Origin of the sequence: Paenibacillus aestuarii, assembly GCF_027789125.1 — a bacterium.
Lineage (GTDB): Bacteria > Bacillota > Bacilli > Paenibacillales > NBRC-103111 > Paenibacillus_E > Paenibacillus_E aestuarii.
The window spans coordinates 1-20909 of record NZ_JAQFVF010000072.1 but is presented as its reverse complement, the minus strand read 5'-3'; the positions used below and the strand labels follow the sequence as shown (position 1 = coordinate 20909).

20 protein-coding genes are annotated in these 20909 nt (G+C 44.4%); 1 reads left to right on the top strand and 19 read right to left on the bottom strand.

Translation table 11 applies throughout. The annotated features are described in order from the left end of the window. Positions 1 to 50: 50 nt before the first annotated feature. The 17 genes from csrA to O9139_RS25320 all read right to left on the bottom strand — a co-directional run bounded on the left by csrA (position 51) and on the right by O9139_RS25320 (position 15729). Positions 51 to 284, bottom strand: coding sequence for a carbon storage regulator CsrA (csrA, locus tag O9139_RS25400; protein WP_270884558.1), 234 nt, complete (start codon positions 282 to 284; stop codon positions 51 to 53). A gap of 3 nt (positions 285 to 287) precedes the next feature. Continuing rightward, on the bottom strand, positions 288 to 710 hold the full coding sequence (gene fliW, locus O9139_RS25395) for a flagellar assembly protein FliW (RefSeq protein WP_270884557.1): 423 nt from the start codon (positions 708 to 710) through the stop codon (positions 288 to 290). A gap of 62 nt (positions 711 to 772) precedes the next feature. Continuing rightward, a complete protein-coding gene (locus O9139_RS25390; protein ID WP_270884556.1) occupies positions 773 to 1339 on the bottom strand; it encodes a DUF6470 family protein in 567 nt (188 codons plus the stop codon). Between the two features lie 18 nt (positions 1340 to 1357). After that, positions 1358 to 2278: a flagellar hook-associated protein FlgL gene (gene flgL, locus O9139_RS25385; RefSeq protein ID WP_270884555.1), complete on the bottom strand. Its 921-nt coding sequence runs from the start codon at positions 2276 to 2278 to the stop codon at positions 1358 to 1360. Positions 2279 to 2300: 22 nt separating this feature from the next. Further along, positions 2301 to 3872: a flagellar hook-associated protein FlgK gene (flgK, locus tag O9139_RS25380; protein ID WP_270884554.1), complete on the bottom strand. Its 1572-nt coding sequence runs from the start codon at positions 3870 to 3872 to the stop codon at positions 2301 to 2303. 12 nt (positions 3873 to 3884) lie between these two features. Further along, on the bottom strand, positions 3885 to 4391 hold the full coding sequence (locus tag O9139_RS25375) for a flagellar protein FlgN (protein ID WP_270884624.1): 507 nt from the start codon (positions 4389 to 4391) through the stop codon (positions 3885 to 3887). Positions 4392 to 4429: 38 nt separating this feature from the next. Further along, a complete protein-coding gene (gene flgM / locus O9139_RS25370) occupies positions 4430 to 4702 on the bottom strand; it encodes a flagellar biosynthesis anti-sigma factor FlgM (protein WP_270884553.1) in 273 nt (90 codons plus the stop codon). Between the two features lie 109 nt (positions 4703 to 4811). Next, positions 4812 to 5234, bottom strand: coding sequence for a TIGR03826 family flagellar region protein (locus O9139_RS25365; protein ID WP_270884552.1), 423 nt, complete (start codon positions 5232 to 5234; stop codon positions 4812 to 4814). 91 nt (positions 5235 to 5325) lie between these two features. Next, complete coding sequence (locus O9139_RS25360) at positions 5326 to 5835, bottom strand: ComF family protein (RefSeq protein ID WP_270884551.1); 510 nt, start codon at positions 5833 to 5835, stop codon at positions 5326 to 5328. Positions 5836 to 6092: 257 nt separating this feature from the next. Next, a complete protein-coding gene (locus tag O9139_RS25355) occupies positions 6093 to 7982 on the bottom strand; it encodes a DEAD/DEAH box helicase (protein WP_270884550.1) in 1890 nt (629 codons plus the stop codon). 35 nt (positions 7983 to 8017) lie between these two features. Beyond that, on the bottom strand, positions 8018 to 8416 hold the full coding sequence (locus O9139_RS25350; RefSeq protein WP_270884549.1) for a hypothetical protein: 399 nt from the start codon (positions 8414 to 8416) through the stop codon (positions 8018 to 8020). A 72-nt stretch (positions 8417 to 8488) separates the two neighbouring features. Next, positions 8489 to 9214, bottom strand: coding sequence for a response regulator transcription factor (locus O9139_RS25345; protein WP_270884548.1), 726 nt, complete (start codon positions 9212 to 9214; stop codon positions 8489 to 8491). Next, the gene (locus O9139_RS25340) at positions 9192 to 10379 is read right to left on the bottom strand and encodes a sensor histidine kinase (protein WP_270884547.1); all 1188 of its coding nucleotides are present in this window, start codon (positions 10377 to 10379) and stop codon (positions 9192 to 9194) included. Before O9139_RS25340 ends, O9139_RS25345 begins: the two co-directional genes overlap by 23 nt. A gap of 92 nt (positions 10380 to 10471) precedes the next feature. Beyond that, on the bottom strand, positions 10472 to 13078 hold the full coding sequence (locus O9139_RS25335; protein ID WP_270884546.1) for a stalk domain-containing protein: 2607 nt from the start codon (positions 13076 to 13078) through the stop codon (positions 10472 to 10474). Positions 13079 to 13253: 175 nt separating this feature from the next. After that, complete coding sequence (gene metK / locus O9139_RS25330; protein ID WP_270884545.1) at positions 13254 to 14459, bottom strand: methionine adenosyltransferase; 1206 nt, start codon at positions 14457 to 14459, stop codon at positions 13254 to 13256. Positions 14460 to 14775: 316 nt separating this feature from the next. After that, on the bottom strand, positions 14776 to 15051 hold the full coding sequence (locus tag O9139_RS25325; RefSeq protein ID WP_270884544.1) for an alpha/beta-type small acid-soluble spore protein: 276 nt from the start codon (positions 15049 to 15051) through the stop codon (positions 14776 to 14778). A 123-nt stretch (positions 15052 to 15174) separates the two neighbouring features. Further along, positions 15175 to 15729, bottom strand: coding sequence for a hypothetical protein (locus O9139_RS25320; protein ID WP_270884543.1), 555 nt, complete (start codon positions 15727 to 15729; stop codon positions 15175 to 15177). Between the two features lie 112 nt (positions 15730 to 15841). Between O9139_RS25320 and O9139_RS25315 the strand changes: the two genes are divergently transcribed. Next, the gene (locus tag O9139_RS25315; protein ID WP_270884542.1) at positions 15842 to 16549 is read left to right on the top strand and encodes a stalk domain-containing protein; all 708 of its coding nucleotides are present in this window, start codon (positions 15842 to 15844) and stop codon (positions 16547 to 16549) included. A 50-nt stretch (positions 16550 to 16599) separates the two neighbouring features. Here the strand turns inward: O9139_RS25315 and O9139_RS25310 are convergent, their stop codons facing one another. Both O9139_RS25310 and O9139_RS25305 read right to left on the bottom strand, forming a co-directional pair. Beyond that, a complete protein-coding gene (locus tag O9139_RS25310; RefSeq protein WP_270884541.1) occupies positions 16600 to 19770 on the bottom strand; it encodes an S-layer homology domain-containing protein in 3171 nt (1056 codons plus the stop codon). Between the two features lie 335 nt (positions 19771 to 20105). Further along, on the bottom strand, positions 20106 to 20909 hold an 804-nt coding region (locus tag O9139_RS25305; protein ID WP_270884540.1), incomplete at its 5' end, for a pilus assembly protein N-terminal domain-containing protein.

Below are 20909 nucleotides of genomic sequence, written 5' to 3'. Positions count from 1 at the left end.
TAGTCATCTACTATTTTTTCAAATATTTTGTCGGGGGAATATGATTTGCTTCACTTTTTGTTGATTTTAGGCAAATTTTTCAGTTCATTCAGGTTTATATTCGCTTTTAGTGCATTTTTATTACTCTCTTGCACCGCTTCATAAACTTCTTTACGTAAGACGTTAATGTCATTTGGGGCTTTAATGCCAACCTTCACTTGTTCTCCATCTATGGATGAAATGATAATTTCAATTTGATTGTTGATGATGATGGACTGCCCTTTTTTTCTACTTAAGATCAGCAAACTTTATTCACCACTTTCTACATGGAGTTCTTCAAACAAAGGTTCTTTTGTACCGTACTTGTATTTGGGAGGAAGAACGATTTGCTTCCCTTGTCCATTCTTAATATTAAAAATGACCGGTGCAAGCAAATTTATAGTTGATGCAGGAAATGGTTCAGATACCGTCACTATAGAGAGAACGACAACATCCTCATGCGTCTCAATATTTAGAGCCTTGCGATCCTTTTCCTCTAATTCAATGGAGTAGTCCGGATGGAAGCTAAACGGAGATACGACTAAAAAACTGACATGTTCTTGCTCTAAGCTTTGCAAATAAGCGAACTCATGATTATCTTCAATAACGTCAATGGAAAATTGATTGCACTCTTCAAACCCCAGAATGCTTCCATTCAATTGGATCGTTCTTTTTTGTATAAAACTAAGCACTTATAACTCCTCCTTAAAGCAGACAATGCTATAGCTTACGCCATAGCATTTTCAAATATTTATTATTTATACCAGTTATATGGACTTACATCGATATCAATCGAATTCTTTTGCTTTAAATATACCTCGACGGAGCCTGGACGATATTGAACATCCAGTTTAGTAGGTGTGTATTGGATCTCGGTTTTTTGCGGTTCAATGTTAATATCGGGCGAACGCGCCTCATAGTGAACCTTCACGTTAGAATACGATGGGGATCCCGCATATTCAACAGGATCTCTCTGCTTAAGATCTTCCTTCGCGAACTCAGCAAAAGGGTTCTGAGGGTTTGTGATTTGTGCCATTCTATGGCCCCTCTCTACCGTCTTAGCAATAGCTTGAAGGGCAATATTCTTTCCCTGGCTGTAAATAGAACTTGACCACTCCAGGTTCGAGCCTTTCCCTAATGCCGCCCAAGCAGCTGAAGAGTCGATACTCAGCTCACCCAGGTGCGAATGTATTTCCATTTTGGCCGATGGCTGCTCAATTGACATAAATCCATCTTGCTTTTGAACGTCAAAGCTTGAGGGTTGCGTCTGAACTCCAATTTGAGCATTGGTTTGATGAATAGACAGCCTTGAAAGCTCCAAAGGTATACCTCCTACAGATTATTTGAGATAATCCATTAAGCTCGGCTGAATAATTTTGGCCCCGACTGACAAAGAGGCTTGATAAACGTTCTGATCCTGTTGTAGCTGTGTAATCGTAGCAGCCATGTCTGCATCTTCCGTCTTGGAATCCAGCTCTGTGATATTTGTTCCCATATCTTCAATTCGCGTCTGCATAAGGTCGATACGATTAGCTCTCGCGCCAACATCTGCGCGCACATCCAAGACTTTATTCAATCTACTTTCTAATTGATCCATTAAACTTCTTGCTTGTGTTTGATCTCCAGAAGAAAACGCATTCTGTAAACCTTTCAATACAGTGAATAGATTATCCGGGGTAGTAGGCGTTGCCGGCGGAGCTGGATTAGGCGAACCAAACACCTCATTACCCGTTACGTTAATAGGGATGGTTACGCCAGCCGAGAATTGATATACAACTTGTTGTGTATCTGTTTGCTCTTGGTCTGCATTCGCGACAGAGTAAGGCGTTTTGTCCGTCATTTGACCATTGAAGGTCGACTTGCCGTTAATCTGGTCATTACCAATGGTTACTGCTTGCTCATAAAGCTGCCCCATTTCTTTGGCAATGGCATCTAGTGCTGTCTGAGGGTTGGAGCCGTTCACACCCTGGTTTGTCAATTCAGTAGCACGCTGAAGAACCTCTGTCAATTGCGATAATGTCGTATCAGTATGATCAACAAAAGATTTTGCCGCATCGATATTCTTTTGGTATTGCTCATTCATGGAAAGTTCACTACGGTATCGAAGCGCATAAGTAATGCCAACAGGATCATCCGACGGACGATTAATTTTTCTTCCAGTAGCTAAAACATTTTGGTTTGTATTCATACGATCTAGATTATTATTCACATTTCTAAGCAGTTGTGTATGCATCATGCCTTGCGTTACTCTTAATGCCAATGATGTCCCCTCCTATCTTCTATTAACGCCCTACTTGTCCCGTTCCATTAATGAGTTTATCCAAGATCTGATCATATGTTGTCATGAAGCGAGATGCTGCACCATAAGCATGTTGGAACTTGATCAAGTTTGTCATTTCCTCATCCAAGGAAACTCCACTTACAGACTGACGGCGGGAATCGACTTGATCGACTAATGTCTGTTGATTCGTAAGTTGCCGCTGCGCTTCCTGACCTTGAACACCTAATTGCCCAACAATTGATTGGAAGTAGTCATCAATGGTTCCCTTTGTTACCCCATTGCTCGTACCGCTAAATGAAAAAGTTGTATCCTTCAAGCCCCCGAATAACATGGCCAATGTATTATTTCCTTTAACTGCTGTTTCACTGTTACCAGTTCCGGTCGTTCTTAACGATGTTGCAATTAAGCTGGCGTCTGCAGCAATGGCTGGATTCAGCTGAATGCTAGCCGCTGTTACCGTTCCCGATGTAGAGGTAAAGAAGTCTACTCCTTGTTTGGCTGGTGTGTCGAACGTATATCCCAATTTATGAAGACCGTTAATACCTTTTACCGTCACTGTAAGATCGGAAGTTAGCTCTCTGTTACCATTGGCATTCGAGTAGGTTGTCCCGTTCAAGATGGTACCTTCAGGAATCACTGACCCTGCAGGAATAGTAACCGTAAGGTCGCCATTAGCAAGCGTATTAGCCAATGTATCTAATTGATTCTGGTAGTCCGCTACATATTTGTCTCGGGAAAGCATCATACCAAATATCTCACCGCTTTTTAAATTTCCAGTACCATCCCCGTTATTGAAAGCTGCTTGAAGTGCGTCCGCTGAAGTTGGTGTCGTTGTGCCTCCGGTTACCAAGTTAATACTGCCAATCGATATGTTATAACCTTGCTGTGTGTTGGTTACCGTTATGTTGGCGATTTTGGACAACTTATCGGTCAGCAAATCCCGTTGATCTCTTAAATCGTTAGCGTCATCGCCTAATCCTTCAATGCGTTGAATTTCCTGATTTAAATTAGCAATTGTTGTGATTGAGGAGTTTATTTCATTTACTTTCACATCGATATTAGACGTTAAGTCATTACCTAGATCACTCAACTGTTTACTGACTTGGTTCATAGCGTCAGTTAGAGCAATCGCATTCTCGCGTACGATCTTGCGACCAGTCACATTCTCTGGGTCTTTGCTCAAATCAGACCATGACTTCCAGAAATTGTCGAGAACAGTGCGTAGACCGGAATCTGATGGCTCATTCATGATCGTTTGCAATTTATCCAGCGTATCTGACTGTACTTCCCAACTGCCTAGCGACTTGTTTTCATTTCGATATTGATCATCCAAAAATGCTTCTCGAATACGAGTTATTGAACTGAACTCTACACCAGTACCAAGTTGTCCAGGCATATTAGATTTGTTTAAACCAGGGTACTCAATAGGTATAGAAGCGTTCATATTAACAACTTGCCTTGAAAATCCTTCAGTATTTGCATTCGCTATATTATGACCTGTTGTATTTAATGCTGCTTGTTGAGTAAATAAGCTCCTCTTGGCGGTTTCTATCCCATGAAATGTTGAAGTCATTGTTACACTCCCTTAAGCTTTGGTATCGAACAGTCCACTGCGCACTGTGTTATATGCATGTTGTGGCTGTTGTGCTTGCGGACGCTGATAAAATGCATCTTGCTCCGGCGTTTTCACAAATAAATCCAAGGTGTAATTTATAAAAGCGAGAGATTGCTCCACTAGTTTCTGATTCATTTCATTTTGTTTTTGAAGTTCTCTTATGCTTTCGAGCAATCTTGCTTGCACATCAATCAGAGCTTTTTTCTCTTCCGCTTTAAAAACAACTTTAACTAAGTCACTGATGCGTATTCTCGGATCAGGATTATAACCGCGTGATATCAGATACTCGCCTATCAGCTGAACCCTCTTGCGATCAAGCTCTTCTACCTTTTTGACTAGACTTTTCTCCTTCTGGACAATCGAACTCAGTTTATCCACTTCATTCTTAACCAGAACTGGTGTCTTGTCCTTTCCCAGTTGCAGTAATGCTTGATGGAGTTCAATTAACTGCTCTAGCACTTCTATCAAAGCGGCCATACTCACTTGATATCACCTGTTTCTTATGGTCTATAACTTTATTTAATAAACGGTAGCAATTTCTCAGCAATCTTACCCGCTTCTACATGATACGTTCCTGAAGTTACAGAAGCCTTCAACTCTTCAATACGGCGAGTTTGCTCCTCTGTACGAGTAGTCCCTTGAGCATCAAGCAGTTCTTTCGCCTCAGCTGAGATCTCAACCTGATCTTTAGGTTTATCTTTCTTGCCCATTGTTTGGGCGAATTTCATATCACTTGCTTTTTTATAAGGATTCACCGCACCTACACGCTGATTATCATTAATTTTCATGCTAATTCACCTCTATATCCCGACATATAAAATAAAAGCCGATAATCTTTAGTATTATTATCGGCATCAATCTTATAAAATTTTATACTCCTACAGTCCCATTTAAATATTAATGACGGTCATTCAAACGCTCTTGAATATTGAAACTGACTTTACTGTCGTTCTTTTTCAGCTCTTCCTTGCGCCGTTCATCCTCTGCAGTATTCCTCACATCCCGCATTAGTTTGCTCCGGCAGGAATCGCAAATTGTATTCTCCCGAATGGACGTCCCGCAAACCTCGCAGGCATACGACATGTTTGGCGAATTGGCCAACGAGATTCTGCCTTCACGGATGAACTTGGTGATTTGATTAACTGAGACTTCGGTAGCTTCGCTAAGTTCCTGTATTGTCGATCCTTTATTTTCACGCAAGTATTTCAAACACTTCTCGTATTGTCGATCTATATCTTTCATACATGCGGGACAAACACTACTGACACCCTTAATAAAAATCTTTCCACAGCGCGGACAATTCGCAACATTCATGCTCATTGTACAGCCCTCCTTGTATTATTTCCTTATATCCTAATTTAATTCCAGTTTAACTTAATTCGACATCTTTTTACACTATTAATTTAATGGCTCATCGAGCCCAAGTAAGACCAAAAACTTCTGCACCGAGATCTTCCTTTAGTACTCTAGCGCAGTGATTCATCGTACTTCCCGTTGTGTATACATCATCAATCAAATAAATGACCAAAGTGGAAGCCCTTGTACACAGGACCTCCTTCATGCCTTCTAAATGAATCTCGAACACACGTTCCATATCGTCCAATCGTTCACTTCTTGTCTTAAAGCTCTGCTTATCGGTATGCTTAGTTCGAAGTAAAAGCGGCACGACCGGCAGATCGGTCCTCCGGCCAAGCTCGCGGGCCATTTGCTCCGCCTGATTGAACCCTCGTTCTTGCAAGCGGCGCTCACTGACAGGCACATATGTAATGATCTTGTTTGTAGATCCTGCCTCTGCATTCAAGCTCAAATCCGTTCCGCTTTCACTGCTTAATATCCGGTAGGCATAGTAAAGCATGTACCCCATGACGGTACATAGCCTTTCATCACCACGATACTTATACCGTGCCAGCAGTTCCTTCATGGTATCATCATACCGGACTGCACTACGATTCTTTATGAAATAGGAATGTTTTCGTCGCAAACAATCCGAACACTTCTCAGATCTTCCACAGATGAGGCAGCGTACATCCTGAATCCACGGAATCCGCGACATACAAACCTGGCACAAGCGCAGCTCATTACTTTGCAGCCGTCCTAATTGTTTGCAGAGTAAACACTCATCCCGTCTGGGATGGAGCATAGCTTGTATCCCGGCAACAATATGTTCCAACCATTTACTCATTCATTCTCCCCTCGCAGATATCCTTTTTTTCGCGCGATTCGGTTCATTTGTTTAATTTGCCGGACCGCCTCCCTCTGTGACAGGGATACCTCATTTGCCGCAAAATAAATCATGCCCGCCGGATCGTCCTTGGATCTGCCTGCTCTACCAGCCATCTGTACAAGCGCAGCTTCGTCGAACAGGCTGGAATCGGCGTCGAGGATGTATACATCGGATTTCGGTATCGTCACGCCCCGTTCCAATATCGTCGTTGTAACGAGCAAACGGATTGCTTTATCCCGGAAGTGCTGAACTTTCTCGGTGCGATCGGCATCCTTGGACGATGTGCCCTCTACACGTAGCGGCAAGCTTCCGTCTTCGGCCCGCAGCTTCGACCGCAGCAATTCAACCATCGGCTCAACCAGCTTAATATTAGGTACGAAAACAAAAACCTGTGCGCCCCGCTTAATAGACGCCTGCAGCCGGGTAGCCAGCACGTCGGGCAGCGTATTCGACTGACAGCATCTACGCAAGGTCGGTACGGATAGCAGCTCAGGCACCGGCAGCGGATGTCTATGATACCGCACCGGCACGCGCACATGCGGCAGTCTGCCTCGGTCTGCTGCTGTTCTCACCTCTTTTGGCGGCGTTGCCGATAGTAAAACATTGCTCCCTCCAGGCTTGACCACAGTAGCGGCGGCGTAGGCAAGCGTAGGATTGTTGTGATAGGGGAACGCATCAATCTCATCGATAATGACCAGGTCGAATGCCTGATGAAATCGCATCAGCTGATGCGTCGTCGCGATCGTAATCTGCCCTTGTTCCCACCGCTGCTCGCTCCCCCCATACAAGGTAACGACGGTATAGTCGGAGAACGCCCGTTTAATCCGGGGGCGAAGCTCCAGGACGACGTCCTTTCGGGGTGTAGCAATTAAGGCCTTGCCTCCTCTAGCGACCGTATAGTGAATAAAGGGGAAGATCATCTCCGTCTTCCCCGCACCCGTCACAGCCCAGATCAAGAACCTTTTGGCTTCTTGCTCCACACTGGATTTACCGCCGGCATCCGTCCCTCCGCTCACATAGCGCAGCCCTTCCAAAGAGGCCGCTGTCTGTGCCGGGCTGAGCCCCCAGGGCTCAATGTAAGCATGTAGATCATCCGCGTCGCTATGTAAGGAGACATCTACTGCACGTCCTTGTATTAGCAGTGAGCAGTATCGTGCGCGCCCCATTGTGAGGCACTCCTCGCAATAAGGACATGCTTGTCCGCAGTGGATGCAATCTGTCCAGTACATACGCGCCGCCCCGCTGCCACATCTTTTACAGCGTACAACGGTCTTCTTCACAAATGGGCGACGCCAGTCCCTGCGTTCGTAAATATGCAGCCCGCTGCTTATTCGGAGATCGCCTTGAAGATGGGCTAATTGCAAATAGGGTAGCCAGTCTTCCTTTTGGGTGCTATCAACGCCATGTAACGCCAACAATTGATGGAGTTCATCTACGAGTAGCTGCCTGCCGCTGCAAGCTTTTACAATCCGCTCATAACGATCTGCCTGTAATTGAAGTGGGAGGACCTTACCCATTTGCCAGAATACATAAGAAATTTCACTGAATGTAAGAGAGTCGCACACGTGCTGCGCTAAGCCGCACTTCCTTGCCAAGTACTGCAATCGTGCTTTAAATGGAGTTAAGGGGGAGTTGCGATTCATCGCCGAGGTTAAAATGGAGTCCGTAGAAAGAGCCTGCAGCATGCGTATAGCCTGCCCTAAAGAAACAAAAGGTTCCAGCAATCGTATGCTGGCGTCAGCACCGTATTGCTCGAACCAATAATGAATGTCGGTATGTGTATGGACGGACAAGTTCCACGTCCACTTCGAACCTATGTGCAACGCGTAAAGTTGAACCTTCATCCTTCACCTTGCTCTCTTTGTATTGTAACCGTTTACTACATAACAACAGGAATATCAACAATATCTTCCCGGTTGCTGAGATTCACAATAATTAACGGCTCGTTCTCGTGCCGGCGCAAATAGTCATCGACAAACTCATCATCTGCCCGATGATAGACTTCCAGCACATGCGTATGGGATAATCGTTCAATGATCTTCAAGGTTTCATCTGACGACCCGTCATCAAAGATCGCAGCCGTCACCTGACCACCTTTCACGCGTGAAAAGAAAAATAAAGAACGAATATACCATTCAATATGATTTTGATTGTTTTTGGTCACTAACAGTACTTTGGCTTGTTTCTTGCTTCTTCCCTTTCGGGTACTGAACAAGATATGAAGCACAGCGATGCTGATACCGTAGCAGCCTACGATCCATAGCAATCCCATCCACATAGCGGCTCCCTCCTTATCAGCATTGTATGCCGCTTAAGGAGGGGGGGTTCCTCTACGTGATGGAGTGTTCGGCTATAAGGTTACCCAACCATTCTTAATCGCAATGATTACGGCTTGTGTACGGTCATCGACTTCCATTTTTTGCAGAATGCTGCTGACGTGGTTCTTAACGGTTTTCTCACTAATGTATAAGAATTCGCCAATCAGCTTATTGCTCTTGCCTTCCGCCATTAAGCGGAGCACTTCAGCCTCTCGCTTCGTCAGCGGACTGTTGGCATTATGGATGTACTTCAAGCCTGCATCCTTCACGCCTTGTCCCTGACCAACCACACCTACATCATCCAGGTATGTCATTCGTCGCAATTGGTTGATCAGCTTGCCCGTCACTTTGGGATGAATATAAGCATGACCGGCAACTACGGAGCGAATTGCATTAATCAATGACTCCGCTTCCATATCCTTCAGTAAATAACCAGAAGCCCCTTTGCGGAGCGTTTCGAACACATAGCTTTCATCGTCATGGATCGAAAGGATAATCACTTTGATATCAGGGAAAATGAGCTTTAAACGCTCTGTAGCCACAACGCCGTTCTCAAGCGGCATATTAATGTCCATGAGCACAATATCCGGAGTGATCTGATTGCAAAGCTCGATGACCTGGATGCCGTCACCACATTCGCCGATGACCTCCATATCATCTTCCATATTAATGATTCGTTTAACGCCTTCACGAAAGAGTTGATGATCGTCCGCAATCACAATGCGCACGTTACGTTTAGGACTCGCCGTGTTGTCCATTCTGATTTTCCTCCTTGTTCTCTGCTCCGCCGCCAAAAGGGATTAGCATCGTTATCTTTGTACCCGAATCTTTAGCAGATTCTAACACCATCGAGCCTTCCAGAAGCTCAACACGCTCACGCATCCCGAGCAAACCAAAATTGTTCCCTTTGGCAATTCTTTGTTCTATTAGGGGCACGTCAAAGCCGACTCCGTTATCTACAATATAGATCTGCACTTGGTCTGCTTCTAGCCTTAGCTCCACAGAAACAAAAGTGGCTTTCGCATGTTTAATCACATTCGAGAGAGCTTCCTGCACCAGTCGGAAAATCGCGATTTCAAGCCCGGACGGTATGCGAGTCTCTTTACCTACAAGATTAAACTTCGTACGGATTTTGTGCTTCTCCTCGAAATCTTGCACATACTTGCGCAACGTGGGCACAATCCCCAAATCATCAAGGGCCATCGGGCGAAGGTTGAAGATAATTTTACGAACTTCTTCAAGCCCCCCCCGAACTTGTCCCTTTAAATCGACCAACTCTTCCTTCACGGCCGACATGTCCTGTTTCATGAGCATACGCTCGGCAATCTCGGTACGAAGTACGACATTGGCTAAAGTTTGTGCCATACCATCGTGAATCTCGCGGGCGATCCGCTTTCTTTCTTCTTCCTGGGCCAAAATAATTTTCAACCCCAGCAACTGCCTGTTTTTTGCAGATTCCAATATTCGAGTGACCTGATTCAGGTCGCCTGATAAGTATTCCAGCACAACATTCATCTGGGAGACGATCGTTTCAGCCCGTTCCACCTGCTTCTCCACGTTCTTCACACGCTGCTGCAGATCGTTCCGCCTAGCCTTGAGGTGAACTTCTTTTTCCCTGGCGATCGTTAGCTGCAGTTGAAGAGCGATAGCGGCTTCATACGCTGTCTTAATATCATCTTCGCGATATTTGTTGAAATCTCGACTAACTTCCGTAAGCCTGATCCGGGATCGCTTATAATCCCTCTCCAGGTTGTCCACCATATCAATAGTGGCACTGGTTTCTTCCTGGATCTCTTCTAACTCGCGGGTCAGTGCCTCTTTCTCAAGTCTGGATGTCTCGGCAATCTCAAAGATTTGATACTTGCTGCTCTCCACGACGTTGATGGCGTTCTTTATGACACGATCTATAGCGTCTGGCTGCAAAGTGAAACAAGCTCCTTTTTTATAAAAACGAAATTAGTCTACCCCATATTGTACCATACTTCCGACGGCATGAATTGAACTTCTAGCCCTATTTATTCAAGGGTAATCCCTTGTTTTATAGGTTCCCAGCCTACCTTAAATCCTAACTTCTCAGAAATAAGCCGCAAAGGCACCATGGTTACATTGTTCATAATCTTCGGCGCAACTTCTGCTGTCACCCGATCCCCATTAACGAGCAAATCCGGATTATCAATCCAAAGATCAATCAACTTATCGCCGCGGATCACTGTCACCTTGCGCTCTTGATCATTCCACTTCACGTTACCGCCCAGCGCTTCCGTTACAAACCGGATCGGCACCAAAGTATTGCCGTTCACAATCGTTGGCGCCTGTTCAAGCGTCATGGACTTGTCATTCAAAGTCGCATTTTTATTATTCACAGTTAGCTTAATGGAGTTCTTCGGTAAAGTTGGCATTTGACCCTTATAAATGAACGAAATGTCATCAATACTAACTTTCCCTTTCATCGCTCTTTCATCCTGTCCGTTTGCAGGATTTGCAACATAAACGCTCTTAATTTTGATCGGGAATTTCAAATTGGATACATCCGCAGTCACTTTGCGCCAACCCGTCCAATTCATATTCTCCGTGAAGGACACTAAATTCGAATTGCCATCGGCATCAATCACTTCTGCGCGTACCCAGTTGAAACTTCCGTCCCCCAGCACTTTAGCTGAGATAAAATCAGGCTCGCCAGCAACCGGAGTACCATAAGCTCCATCGAAACGGGCATAGGCGGCTTTGGTTCCAGATCCTTTGGTGAAATCATAAGTAATGTCCAAAGTTTTGTTACCACTAGCCTCTTTGCCGATGTTCACGTTGGATACAACTTCAGCCGGGTATTTATCGCTCGTCGTCATAACAGCGTTATGATCCAGGTCATACCATACCTTTTCTTGACCGATCGGCAATGTCACCATCGAACTGAAACCGTCGTATCTGGCGATGACTTGTGCAGTTTGACTGCCTGCTGTGCTGTCAACGTGCAGGATTCCGTCATTAATGCTGCCCTTAACCCCGCTCAGCTCCCATTGAGCCGAATTCGGAGGCAGATCACGGGTGACACCGCTCTTGGTTGTGACCGACAGCGGCAGTTTAAAATCCCCGCCTTCTGTCAGCGAGAATGAGCCAGCGCTGAACTTCATCGACTGGATCTGGTCCCTGCCTACAACCTCTACGTCCATGGTTGCTGTTCCTTTGCCAGACTTGGCGACAAGCTGAGATTTACCAGGTTGTGTTGCCGTAAATACATTATCTTTAAAAGTGCCGTTCGTCATCGTGCTGCTCCATTGTGGAACAACCGAAGTTACAGAAATCGGATTATAATAGTCATCATAAGCTTTAAACTGATAAGCGCTGGATTCGCCTACGAATAACACTTTCTGCCCTTGTAAAATAAGACCCTTCAGCTCCCCTTGCGGAGCCGTTGAGTAAACGCCCAAACCGTTGGCCACCGCACGCTGATTGCCATTCTCGGTGTTGTTCGTTAGTTTAGGATCGAAATCCCCGAGTGGCCGCGATACCAACTGCGTAGAACCGCCGCCGTCCAGTACCATTCCCCGCCATACACCGGCTTGAATCATGAACTGCTGCAGTTCAGGAAGCGTCATCCCTTTACTGCTGCCGCTATTATCAGACGTGATAATATAAACGGTCTTATTATCCTTCGAGTATCCGACAGCTGTACGGGATCTCGGACTGTAACCGCTGAAATCCCCAATATTGCGGGTGAAATAGCTTGGTTTCGCCTCATCTACCAGCAAGGTGCTGCCGCCAATCATCATTTTGAAGTTTTTCCAATCGTACGTTTTGGATAAATCGTGCGGGATCATATCGTATTTCGTTGTAATCGGATCTCCGACTTTCAAATGATTGACAATAAAATCACGGGCAAGCCCAGAGCCTCGGAGAATATACCCGTCCGCAGGGGCAATCATTTTGACGTTCGTGTCGATAGCGATTTCCTTGACAATGCCATTCACCACTAACGCTTCCGTAGGAACATGTGTTCCGTCAACAGCACGCTGATTCATAGCCCAGGCGCTGGTATAAAGGAACAAGCCGTCTGCAATCATCGCTACCCCATTGTCGTCCCAGTAATAGGTCTTGTTGACACCGCCTAGGTCAAACGATGTGCCGTCCTTTGCCGTGACCTTGCCCTGAAAATCGAAAATATCAATAATCGGCTTATTATCCTTCGTAATCGCGAGCGAGTACAACCCGGATATCTTGGCAGGTGTCGACATGACCTGTCCATTCGTAATCTGCGCGCCCTCAGGAACGCCTTCGGCTTGGGTATTAAAGAAATCACCGTTTACACCGGCTACAGCTCCCGTATCCTTCACCATGCCCAGTACGCTTTGGTTTTTTGTAAATTGATTTTTCGTGCCAGCCATTGCATCGATCTTTACATTCGGATTCGTTAAGTCTACTTCTATTACATTCGCGTTAACTGATACACCCTTGCCGCTTCTTGTTGTCGTCCATACATAGTTTTTGAGAGTAGCCCCAGATGTAATCGTCTCCTGCGAACTTAGTGTCAATGTAGAATCTGCTGCAAATATCATTGTCCCTGATGTCAATTGCCACACTAATGCGCAAGCCAGCGCACCTATACCTAATTGCTTCTGCACTTTCATGTTGCTTCTCCACGCTCCTCTTTCAGTCTAAGTCTATAAATCTATTATATATGACTATTATTTAGACTCGCCAACTATGGAAAAAGTTACGTTGAGAAATAGTTGTATTTATACGGCAAAAAAACAGCAAAAAAGCCGCCCGTCATCATGACGAGCGGCTTCTATTGAATTGGGATTAAGCCAATGCTTCTGTTTTTAAGATCTCAGCTTTATCTGTACGCTCCCAAGGAACATCCAGATCGTTACGGCCAAAGTGACCATAAGCAGCTGTTTGACGGTAGATTGGACGACGAAGATCCAACTCTTTAATAATACCAGCCGGACGAAGGTCAAAGTGCTTGCTAACGAGTTCAACAAGCTTCTCTTCGCTTACTTTGCCTGTGCCGAATGTGTCAACAGCAATGGATACCGGTCTAGCTACACCGATTGCATAAGCCAGTTGAACTTCACATTTGTCAGCAAGGCCAGCTGCTACGATATTTTTCGCAACATAGCGCGCCGCGTATGCACCGGAACGGTCAACTTTCGTTGGATCCTTACCGGAGAATGCGCCACCGCCGTGACGAGCGTAACCACCGTAAGTGTCCACGATGATTTTACGGCCTGTCAAACCAGCATCCCCTTGTGGTCCGCCGATTACGAAACGGCCAGTTGGGTTGATGAAGTAGTTTGTGTTCTCATCCAACAAGTTGGCTGGAACGATTGGCTTAATCACATGCTCTTTGATATCAGCTTGGATTTGCTCCAAAGTAATCGCTTCATCATGCTGTGTGGATACGACAATAGCGTCAACGCGAACTGGTTTGTCGCCATCATATTCAACAGTAACTTGCGTTTTACCATCCGGACGAAGGTAAGGAAGCGTTCCGTTCTTGCGAACTTCTGTCAAGCGACGAGCCAATTGGTGAGAAATCGAAATCGGCAGCGGCATAAGCTCTGGCGTCTCATTAACCGCAAATCCGAACATTAGACCTTGGTCACCTGCTCCGATTGCTTCAATTTCTTCATCGGACATAGTACCTTCTCTAGCTTCCAGCGCTTTGTTCACGCCTTGAGCAATGTCAGGGGATTGTTCGTTCAAAGATACAAGTACCGCACAAGTTGTGGAGTCAAAACCATACTTCGCGCGAGTATACCCGATATCTTTTATTGTTTGTCTTGCAATTGCTTGAATATCAACGTATTCCGAGCTGGATGTAATCTCACCGATTACCAATACCAAACCAGTTGCCACAGAAACCTCACATGCTACGCGAGCATTAGGGTCATTGGCCAAAAATGCATCCAAAACCGAATCAGAAATTTGGTCACAGATTTTATCCGGATGACCTTCTGTTACGGATTCGGAAGTAAATAAACGACGTCCACGTTCTAGAGCCATGTTATTCATCCTCCTAATCAATCATAGTATGCTTGAAAAGCTTCTAAACGATGCCTATATTTTATAAAGTGGGCTCCGGCTTTAGCGGAAGCTTTTCACGCCAAACGGAATCTCCCTCTTATGCGCGCTTCGAAGTGCTACAAAGAACCTTGAATTCCGATATGGTAAAAATAAGTATAGGTGACAATAAAAAATGAACCTTTCCCTGTCGGAAAAGGTTTGATTAATCATTGACCTTCAATAAATTATCTTACTTTATTTGTCGTCTAGTGTCAATGAAACAATTGTTAAGATTTATATGATAGCTTTACAGATTTTACAGCGAAAATAGAACTTCCTCAGCTTTTTGAATCAGCCTCTTTGTAATCGTTCCGCCAACCGCTCCGGTGTCTCTGGATGAAATATGGCCCCAATAATCCTCTTTGATCGAGTGTGCTGGAATCGCACCTAGCTCCGTTGCGAATTCGGTGTCAGCGTTCATAGAGAAGTTTTTGCCGACTGGAAGACCGAGTTCCGCAGCAATCTCGTACTTTAGCATGTCCAATGCTTGTTTCGACTCGGGAACTACTTTCACATTGTTGCTTCTAGCCATAACAATCGCCTCCAGAGAGTTTTGTTAAGACAATACCAGCTGATGCCCTGATGAAGAGTACAACTCTAGTATGTCTCCTTCTCTGAAGTCGAAACGGATAAGTACTTGTCAGTAGGGGTAAAATTATGGAGTAGCTGTACTTCCATCCTGATTCATCAATAAATAGTTGCCACGGACCATTACATAAATATCTGCCGTATTCTTGGCTGCAGGCTTAATGCCGCGTCCATCCCGCGGGAAAATCAAAAGATGATTCGTCGCAATCTCTGACCCTGCGGCAATGTCTTTGCCCCCGGTAACATCGGGAATCCCGTTCTCGTCACTGCTTACGGCGATCACGTTGCCGGATCGCACGATGAATTCCGCGCCGGCGCCGGCATAAAGCGTTTGTCCTGGTTTCATCTGGACAACGGTCATTGCCGCTGTCGTCGCGGTCGTGTCCGAGCCTCCATTGCTCCCGCTAGGCTGGCTTGTGCCAGCATTCGCTGCGAGCGCGGAGGCGATAAGATCCTTCACCTTAGCTTCGCTCAAGGTGTTCTGATCAAAATAGCTCTTCGTAATGACCGGATCCGAAGAGAAACCGGGCGCAGGTGCCTCGGCTTGAGAAGTTGTCACCATTGAAGACAAAAATAAAGCAGAAGACAAGCCTAATAATATCAACGACTTATTTTTTTTCATGTTTGAGAAGCTCCTATCATCAACTTTTTCCTTATCTAGGAATGTAAAGGAAATCGCCTAACTCCTGTTGAATTATTGAAGAAAACTATTTCTACTAAAAAGGAGACAAGGCATGAAAAAATTACTAACTGTCACTCTGATTTTATTCTTTATATCCAGCACCGTCAATGCGTCTTCCACGCACGGAGACTATGAAGGGAGTCCTATTGTATCCGTTCATTCCAACGGGCAAGAGCTGAAAGTTGAAGATGTTCCAGCCATCAATTACAAAGGAAGAACGATGGTGCCTATCTATATGCTAAGGCAGCTAGGTGCCGATGTAGCCTGGAATGATGCGACTTATAGCGTGAACGTCAGTATCAATAAGGAACAACCCCAGGTTGCTAACCCTGATACCGCTCAAAATGTTGCCCTCATGAATGCTTACAAATGGCTAAGCGACACAGATCAGCAGCTGTATATTTTCGCAAGTAAAATCAAGGAATTTAAGGATTTGGATCAGGTTCCTAACATCACTGATATTCTTGATAGAGATTACGTAGAGCTTACCGAAGAGTACAATAAATCATTAGCTTTTGCGAATGAGGTTAAAAAGCAAAACAGTACAGATACGACTCTAACCGAAATTATCGCCAGTCAATCCAAAGTACTTGATGCCGTGGGACAAACCAAGGATTTATTTAAGATTTGGGTTTCTCGGAAAACCGATTTGACGATCAACACAAGCTTGCAAATGAGCATGTTCACAAGCATTGAAAATAGTCAGAAGAACATTATGAATACCAACAAATATGTGCATACTACATTTGAACAAAAATAAAAAGAAGGCCGAAAGGCCTTCTTTTTATAAGCGTTAGCTAATCTTATGGATTAGTTAACAGTTACTGCAACTACATCGGATTTACCACTTGGGGATGTAATTGTCAGATCAAATGTACCAGCGCCAGCACCCTTAGTTACAACGATATCACCATAAGGAGTGATTGTAACGTTAGAGATGTTGGAGGAGAAGTGGCTAGCAGAGAATGTTACGCCCAATACGCCGTTAGCCAATTTAGCATCATTTTGCTCATACTCTTTACCATAGTTGTCAGTAACAATCAGGTCTGGAGTATAGAATGCATTACCATCAGTTGCACCTGTAGCAGCATTAGTGACGTTGATAGTCATTGTGCTGTCAGCAGCAACTTTATCAACTGCCAATGCATCGTTCTTAGTAGTTACAGCAACTGTAGCTGACTTGATTTCGCCTTTGATAGTTCTGTAGGATACGTTCAGAGTTGCAGTACCTACTTTGTTACCAAGGACATATGCTTTACCGTTACTTGCCAAGACCACTTTAGCAACAGCGTTGTTGGAAGTAGTGATGCTTTGAATTGTGTAAGCTGGAACTTTAATCACGTCGCCAGCTGCATTCTTAGCGGATACTTTAACTTCGCGTGCCAATACTTGGCTTTGAGTTACATCTTTAAGAGTGTCAGCAGAGATAGATTGATTAACACCGTAAGTTGTTCCAACAACGATACCGCTATCGATAGTGTTGAACAATGTAGGAACAGCATTCACGGAGTAAGTCAGATCATCATCAACGCTAGCAACAGTGAATGTTCTAGTCAACTTGGAGATCTCAGTTCCGTTTTTAGTGATTACAGCAGAGTACTCAGCGCGAGCGCCTGCAGGTGTATTTGCACTAGTAAACAGTGTGAACTCGCCATTGAAAGCATCGAAGTCGCCGTTAAGATCTTTACCATAACTAATGGAACCATTGATTGGGTTTTGTGCGCTTGTAGCATCTTTCAAACCAAATGTTTGGTAAGTAGAGTTTGTACCAGCATTGTATGTTGCAACACTTACAGTCACTTTATACTCGTTATTACCAGCAGGGCTAGCAACGTTGTTACCTTGGCTATCTGTGTAGTGAGCATGGTCAAGTGTTTTACCGTATTGGTCAACAACAGCAAGCTCAATTGCAGATGTAGCACCTGGAAGAGCACCCTTAGCAGAATCAGTTACCACTTTGAAGTGATCAGGTACACGAGCATCAGCGATTGTGTAAGTTTTAGTGGAAGTGCTGCTTGCGTTAGCTGTTGCGATGATTGCTGTAATGGATACAGCACCTTTAGCGCTGTCGTTAATTTTGTTCAAACGAACAGTCCCTCTGTGCTCGCCGGAATCTTCAATTTTCACGCTAGTCGCGTTATTAAGTCCTGTTGCACCAGAAAGATTAATATTGATACGTTTGAGGTTTTGATCGCTAGTCAGATCATCAACACTCAATTGATTTCCAGCAGCGTCATAAGCGATGATTGGAACATAAACATCTGCATCGCCAGCAGCGATTACATCGTTAAGGTCACCAATTTCAACTTTGTTAGCTACTTTAGCGGATTTAACAGTGATTTTACCAGTTGCAGTCGCAGCTTGGTTGAACACTGTGAAGTTGTAATCAGCAGCTTTGTCAAGATCGTTCAACAGGGAGATCTTAACTTCTGGGATATCGTTTCCGTTATCCTCAACTTCTGTTTTCACATCATCAGTAGAGATGTAGTCGTTCCAGATAACAGTAGTAGTACCAAACAAGTTGCTAGTGGAATTTGCTACTTTAGCGTTGATCAAAGAATCGTAAGAGATTGTACCGCCGTATTGGTCGAACAGGTTAAGGTCGAATTTAACGTTTTCGCCTTTACCACCTAAAGCATCACCCACGGAGTAACGAGCAGAACCAAGCTCAAGTTTAGTCAAGATTGGTTGTGTACCCAACTTGAAGTTTTTAGTAGCTGTAATGTGGCTGTCGTTGTTAACGACAGTTACTGGGATTACAGATACGCCTTGAGTTGTGTTGGAAGTTGCTGTATCCAAAGTAATCAACAAAGTACCATCGTTGTCTTTTGTGATTTTTGTGAATGTTGCAGCAGATGTGTAAACGTTGTAAGAACCAGCGTTAGTTGTTGCATTTTCACCATACTGGTTGGAAGCTTTAACTTTAACGATAGTTTTGTCAGCGTAAGCGATTGTGTCGCCAGCTGTTACGAAGTCAATGCTTTTCAGAACTTCGTCTTCACCTGTGAAAGTTGCAGTTGTTTTGTCTACAGTAGCTGCATCCAAACCGGAAACAGTTACAGTGTAGTCGCCCTTGCTGATTTTAACATCAGTCAAAGTCAGAACTGCGGATTTCTTGTCATCAGAGAATTTAGTAGTTGTAACTACATCAGATGTACCTTTTTTCAAGGATACTGTAGCTTTAGTAGTATCAACTGGTTTGTTGAAAGTAACTGTTACTTGTTGAGCACCTGTTGCTTTGGCGCCTGTAACGGAAACTTTACCAGCTGGTACGTATTGTTGTTTAGCTTCGTAAGCACCAGTCAGAAGCAGATCGCGAGTTGCGTTAGCTTGACCGGAGAACTTACCGTCAGTGCCGTTAGGAAGAAGTTTCAGTTCAAGAGCAAGAGCTACATAACCTTGAGCCCAGTCAGAAACTGTGGAATCGTTACCTGTTTTAGCTTTAGCAGCAGCGTCTTGACCCAATACGCGAACCAAGAAAGTAGCCAATTGCTCTTTAGTTACTTTGCCAGCTGGGTTGTAAGTGCCTTCGCCGTAACCATCAGTTACGCCAGCTGTTTTCAAAGCTTCGATGTAAGGAAGAGCGTAGCCGTTAGCTGCGTCGTCGGATTTAACATCGGAGAAGCTGGAAGTTTTCAGATCTTTGTTAACATCAAGACCCATGATCAAAGCTGCAACTTTTGCGAATTGAGCGCGGTTCATTTCGTCTTTAAGACCGAAAGTTGTGTCGCTCACGCCGTCAAAAATACCAGCGCTAATCATAGCGTCAAATTTTGCTTTTGTAGCTGCATCAAGATCTTTAAGATCTGTGAAATCAGCGGATGTTTTACCGAATGCTACGGAAGAAAACATGGATAATGCCATTGCTGTAGAGAGAACTACGGATAAACTTTTCTTCATAACCTTTTTTTCTCCTCCTCGAGTATCTTTGGGTTTATTTTTTAGGTTGGTTCTAATCATATTTGAGCTCGATTCACTCATTGTCCGGTTCACCCCCTTTCCAGAGTTAGAGCAATATATAACTAAGTTCATTATGCGGCTCGAGTCAGCCACATCTGAAACTAGTAAAAAATAGTAGAATAAATAAAAGCTCATGCCAATTCACATTATACATTGGTCGAATAGAGTCGTAAAGAGTTATTTTCCAAACTGTATAAGGTGAACCAAGTTAGGAAATTAATTATTGCTTCTTTGTTTTCAAAGTATTAAACGCGCCCGTTGCAAAAAAGTTGCGCAATGAATAAAAAAATATTCTAGAAAAATTTTCAATAAAAAAAGAAAGCCCCAAAGGGCCTTCTTTTTCAGTGAGATAACTATTAGTTAGCAACTGGAGCTGTTACTTCAATAGGAGTTACTGCGGATTTGCCGTTAGCGGAGTACGTTGTCAGATCGAAAGATACTTTACCACTTGTATTTGTTTCATCTGCTTTCACGCTTACGTTACCGTTTTGGTCGATGGATACTGTACCGCCTTTAACGTGAGTTGCTGCAAATGTCAGACCCAACATGAAGTTGTACTCGCCTGCTTCCATATCGTCATACTCTGTACCGTAGTTGTCCGTTACTTTGATGTCGATTTTGTCAAACAGGTTCTCGTTGTTGTTCATTGCTACTGTATCTGTTTCTGCTTCGATCTTGTCTACAGCGATCGCATCAGTTTTCACTGTTACAGGAACAGTTGCTTGCTTCACTTCACCTTTAGCTGTCAGGTACGTGATGCTGATTGTTGCTGTACCCGCTTTGTTACCGATCACGAACGCTTGGTTCGTTGAGTTCAGAGCAACCCGTGCTACGCTTGTGTTCGAAGATGTTACGGATTTGATGCTGTTAGGCAATTCGACGACGTCACCTGCTGCATTTTTAGCAGAGATCGTGACTTCTTGGCCGAACAAGCTTACTGCCGGGTTTTCTTGATCTGCTTGAGTCAATTCCTGGCCATTTCCGTAAACTTGTTTTCCGCTAATTACGCCGCTGTCCAAAGCATTGAACATTGGGTGAAGAGCATCTACAGCGTAAGTCAGGTCGTCTGTTTTGCTAGCTACCGTCAATGTTTTTGTTACTTTCGCAATTTCTACACCGTTTTTGCGGATAACTGCTGTGTAGTCAACATGTGTGCCTTC

Excerpts from the sequence above, each read along its gene's own strand:
- O9139_RS25375 (WP_270884624.1), bottom strand. The coding sequence starts at position 4,391 with ATGGCCGCTTTGATAGAAGTGCTAGAGCAGTTAATTGAACTCCATCAA.
- O9139_RS25320 (WP_270884543.1), bottom strand. The coding sequence starts at position 15,729 with ATGAAAAAAAATAAGTCGTTGATATTATTAGGCTTGTCTTCTGCTTTA.
- O9139_RS25325 (WP_270884544.1), bottom strand. The coding sequence starts at position 15,051 with ATGGCTAGAAGCAACAATGTGAAAGTAGTTCCCGAGTCGAAACAAGCA.
- flgK (WP_270884554.1), bottom strand. The coding sequence starts at position 3,872 with ATGACTTCAACATTTCATGGGATAGAAACCGCCAAGAGGAGCTTATTT.
- flgM (WP_270884553.1), bottom strand. The coding sequence starts at position 4,702 with ATGAAAATTAATGATAATCAGCGTGTAGGTGCGGTGAATCCTTATAAA.
- O9139_RS25345 (WP_270884548.1), bottom strand. The coding sequence starts at position 9,214 with ATGGACAACACGGCGAGTCCTAAACGTAACGTGCGCATTGTGATTGCG.
- O9139_RS25360 (WP_270884551.1), bottom strand. The coding sequence starts at position 5,835 with ATGAAGGAACTGCTGGCACGGTATAAGTATCGTGGTGATGAAAGGCTA.
- metK (WP_270884545.1), bottom strand. The coding sequence starts at position 14,459 with ATGGCTCTAGAACGTGGACGTCGTTTATTTACTTCCGAATCCGTAACA.
- O9139_RS25350 (WP_270884549.1), bottom strand. The coding sequence starts at position 8,416 with ATGTGGATGGGATTGCTATGGATCGTAGGCTGCTACGGTATCAGCATC.
- O9139_RS25355 (WP_270884550.1), bottom strand. The coding sequence starts at position 7,982 with ATGAAGGTTCAACTTTACGCGTTGCACATAGGTTCGAAGTGGACGTGG.
- O9139_RS25315 (WP_270884542.1), top strand. The coding sequence starts at position 15,842 with ATGAAAAAATTACTAACTGTCACTCTGATTTTATTCTTTATATCCAGC.
- O9139_RS25365 (WP_270884552.1), bottom strand. The coding sequence starts at position 5,234 with ATGAGCATGAATGTTGCGAATTGTCCGCGCTGTGGAAAGATTTTTATT.
- O9139_RS25310 (WP_270884541.1), bottom strand. The coding sequence starts at position 19,770 with ATGAGTGAATCGAGCTCAAATATGATTAGAACCAACCTAAAAAATAAA.
- O9139_RS25335 (WP_270884546.1), bottom strand. The coding sequence starts at position 13,078 with ATGAAAGTGCAGAAGCAATTAGGTATAGGTGCGCTGGCTTGCGCATTA.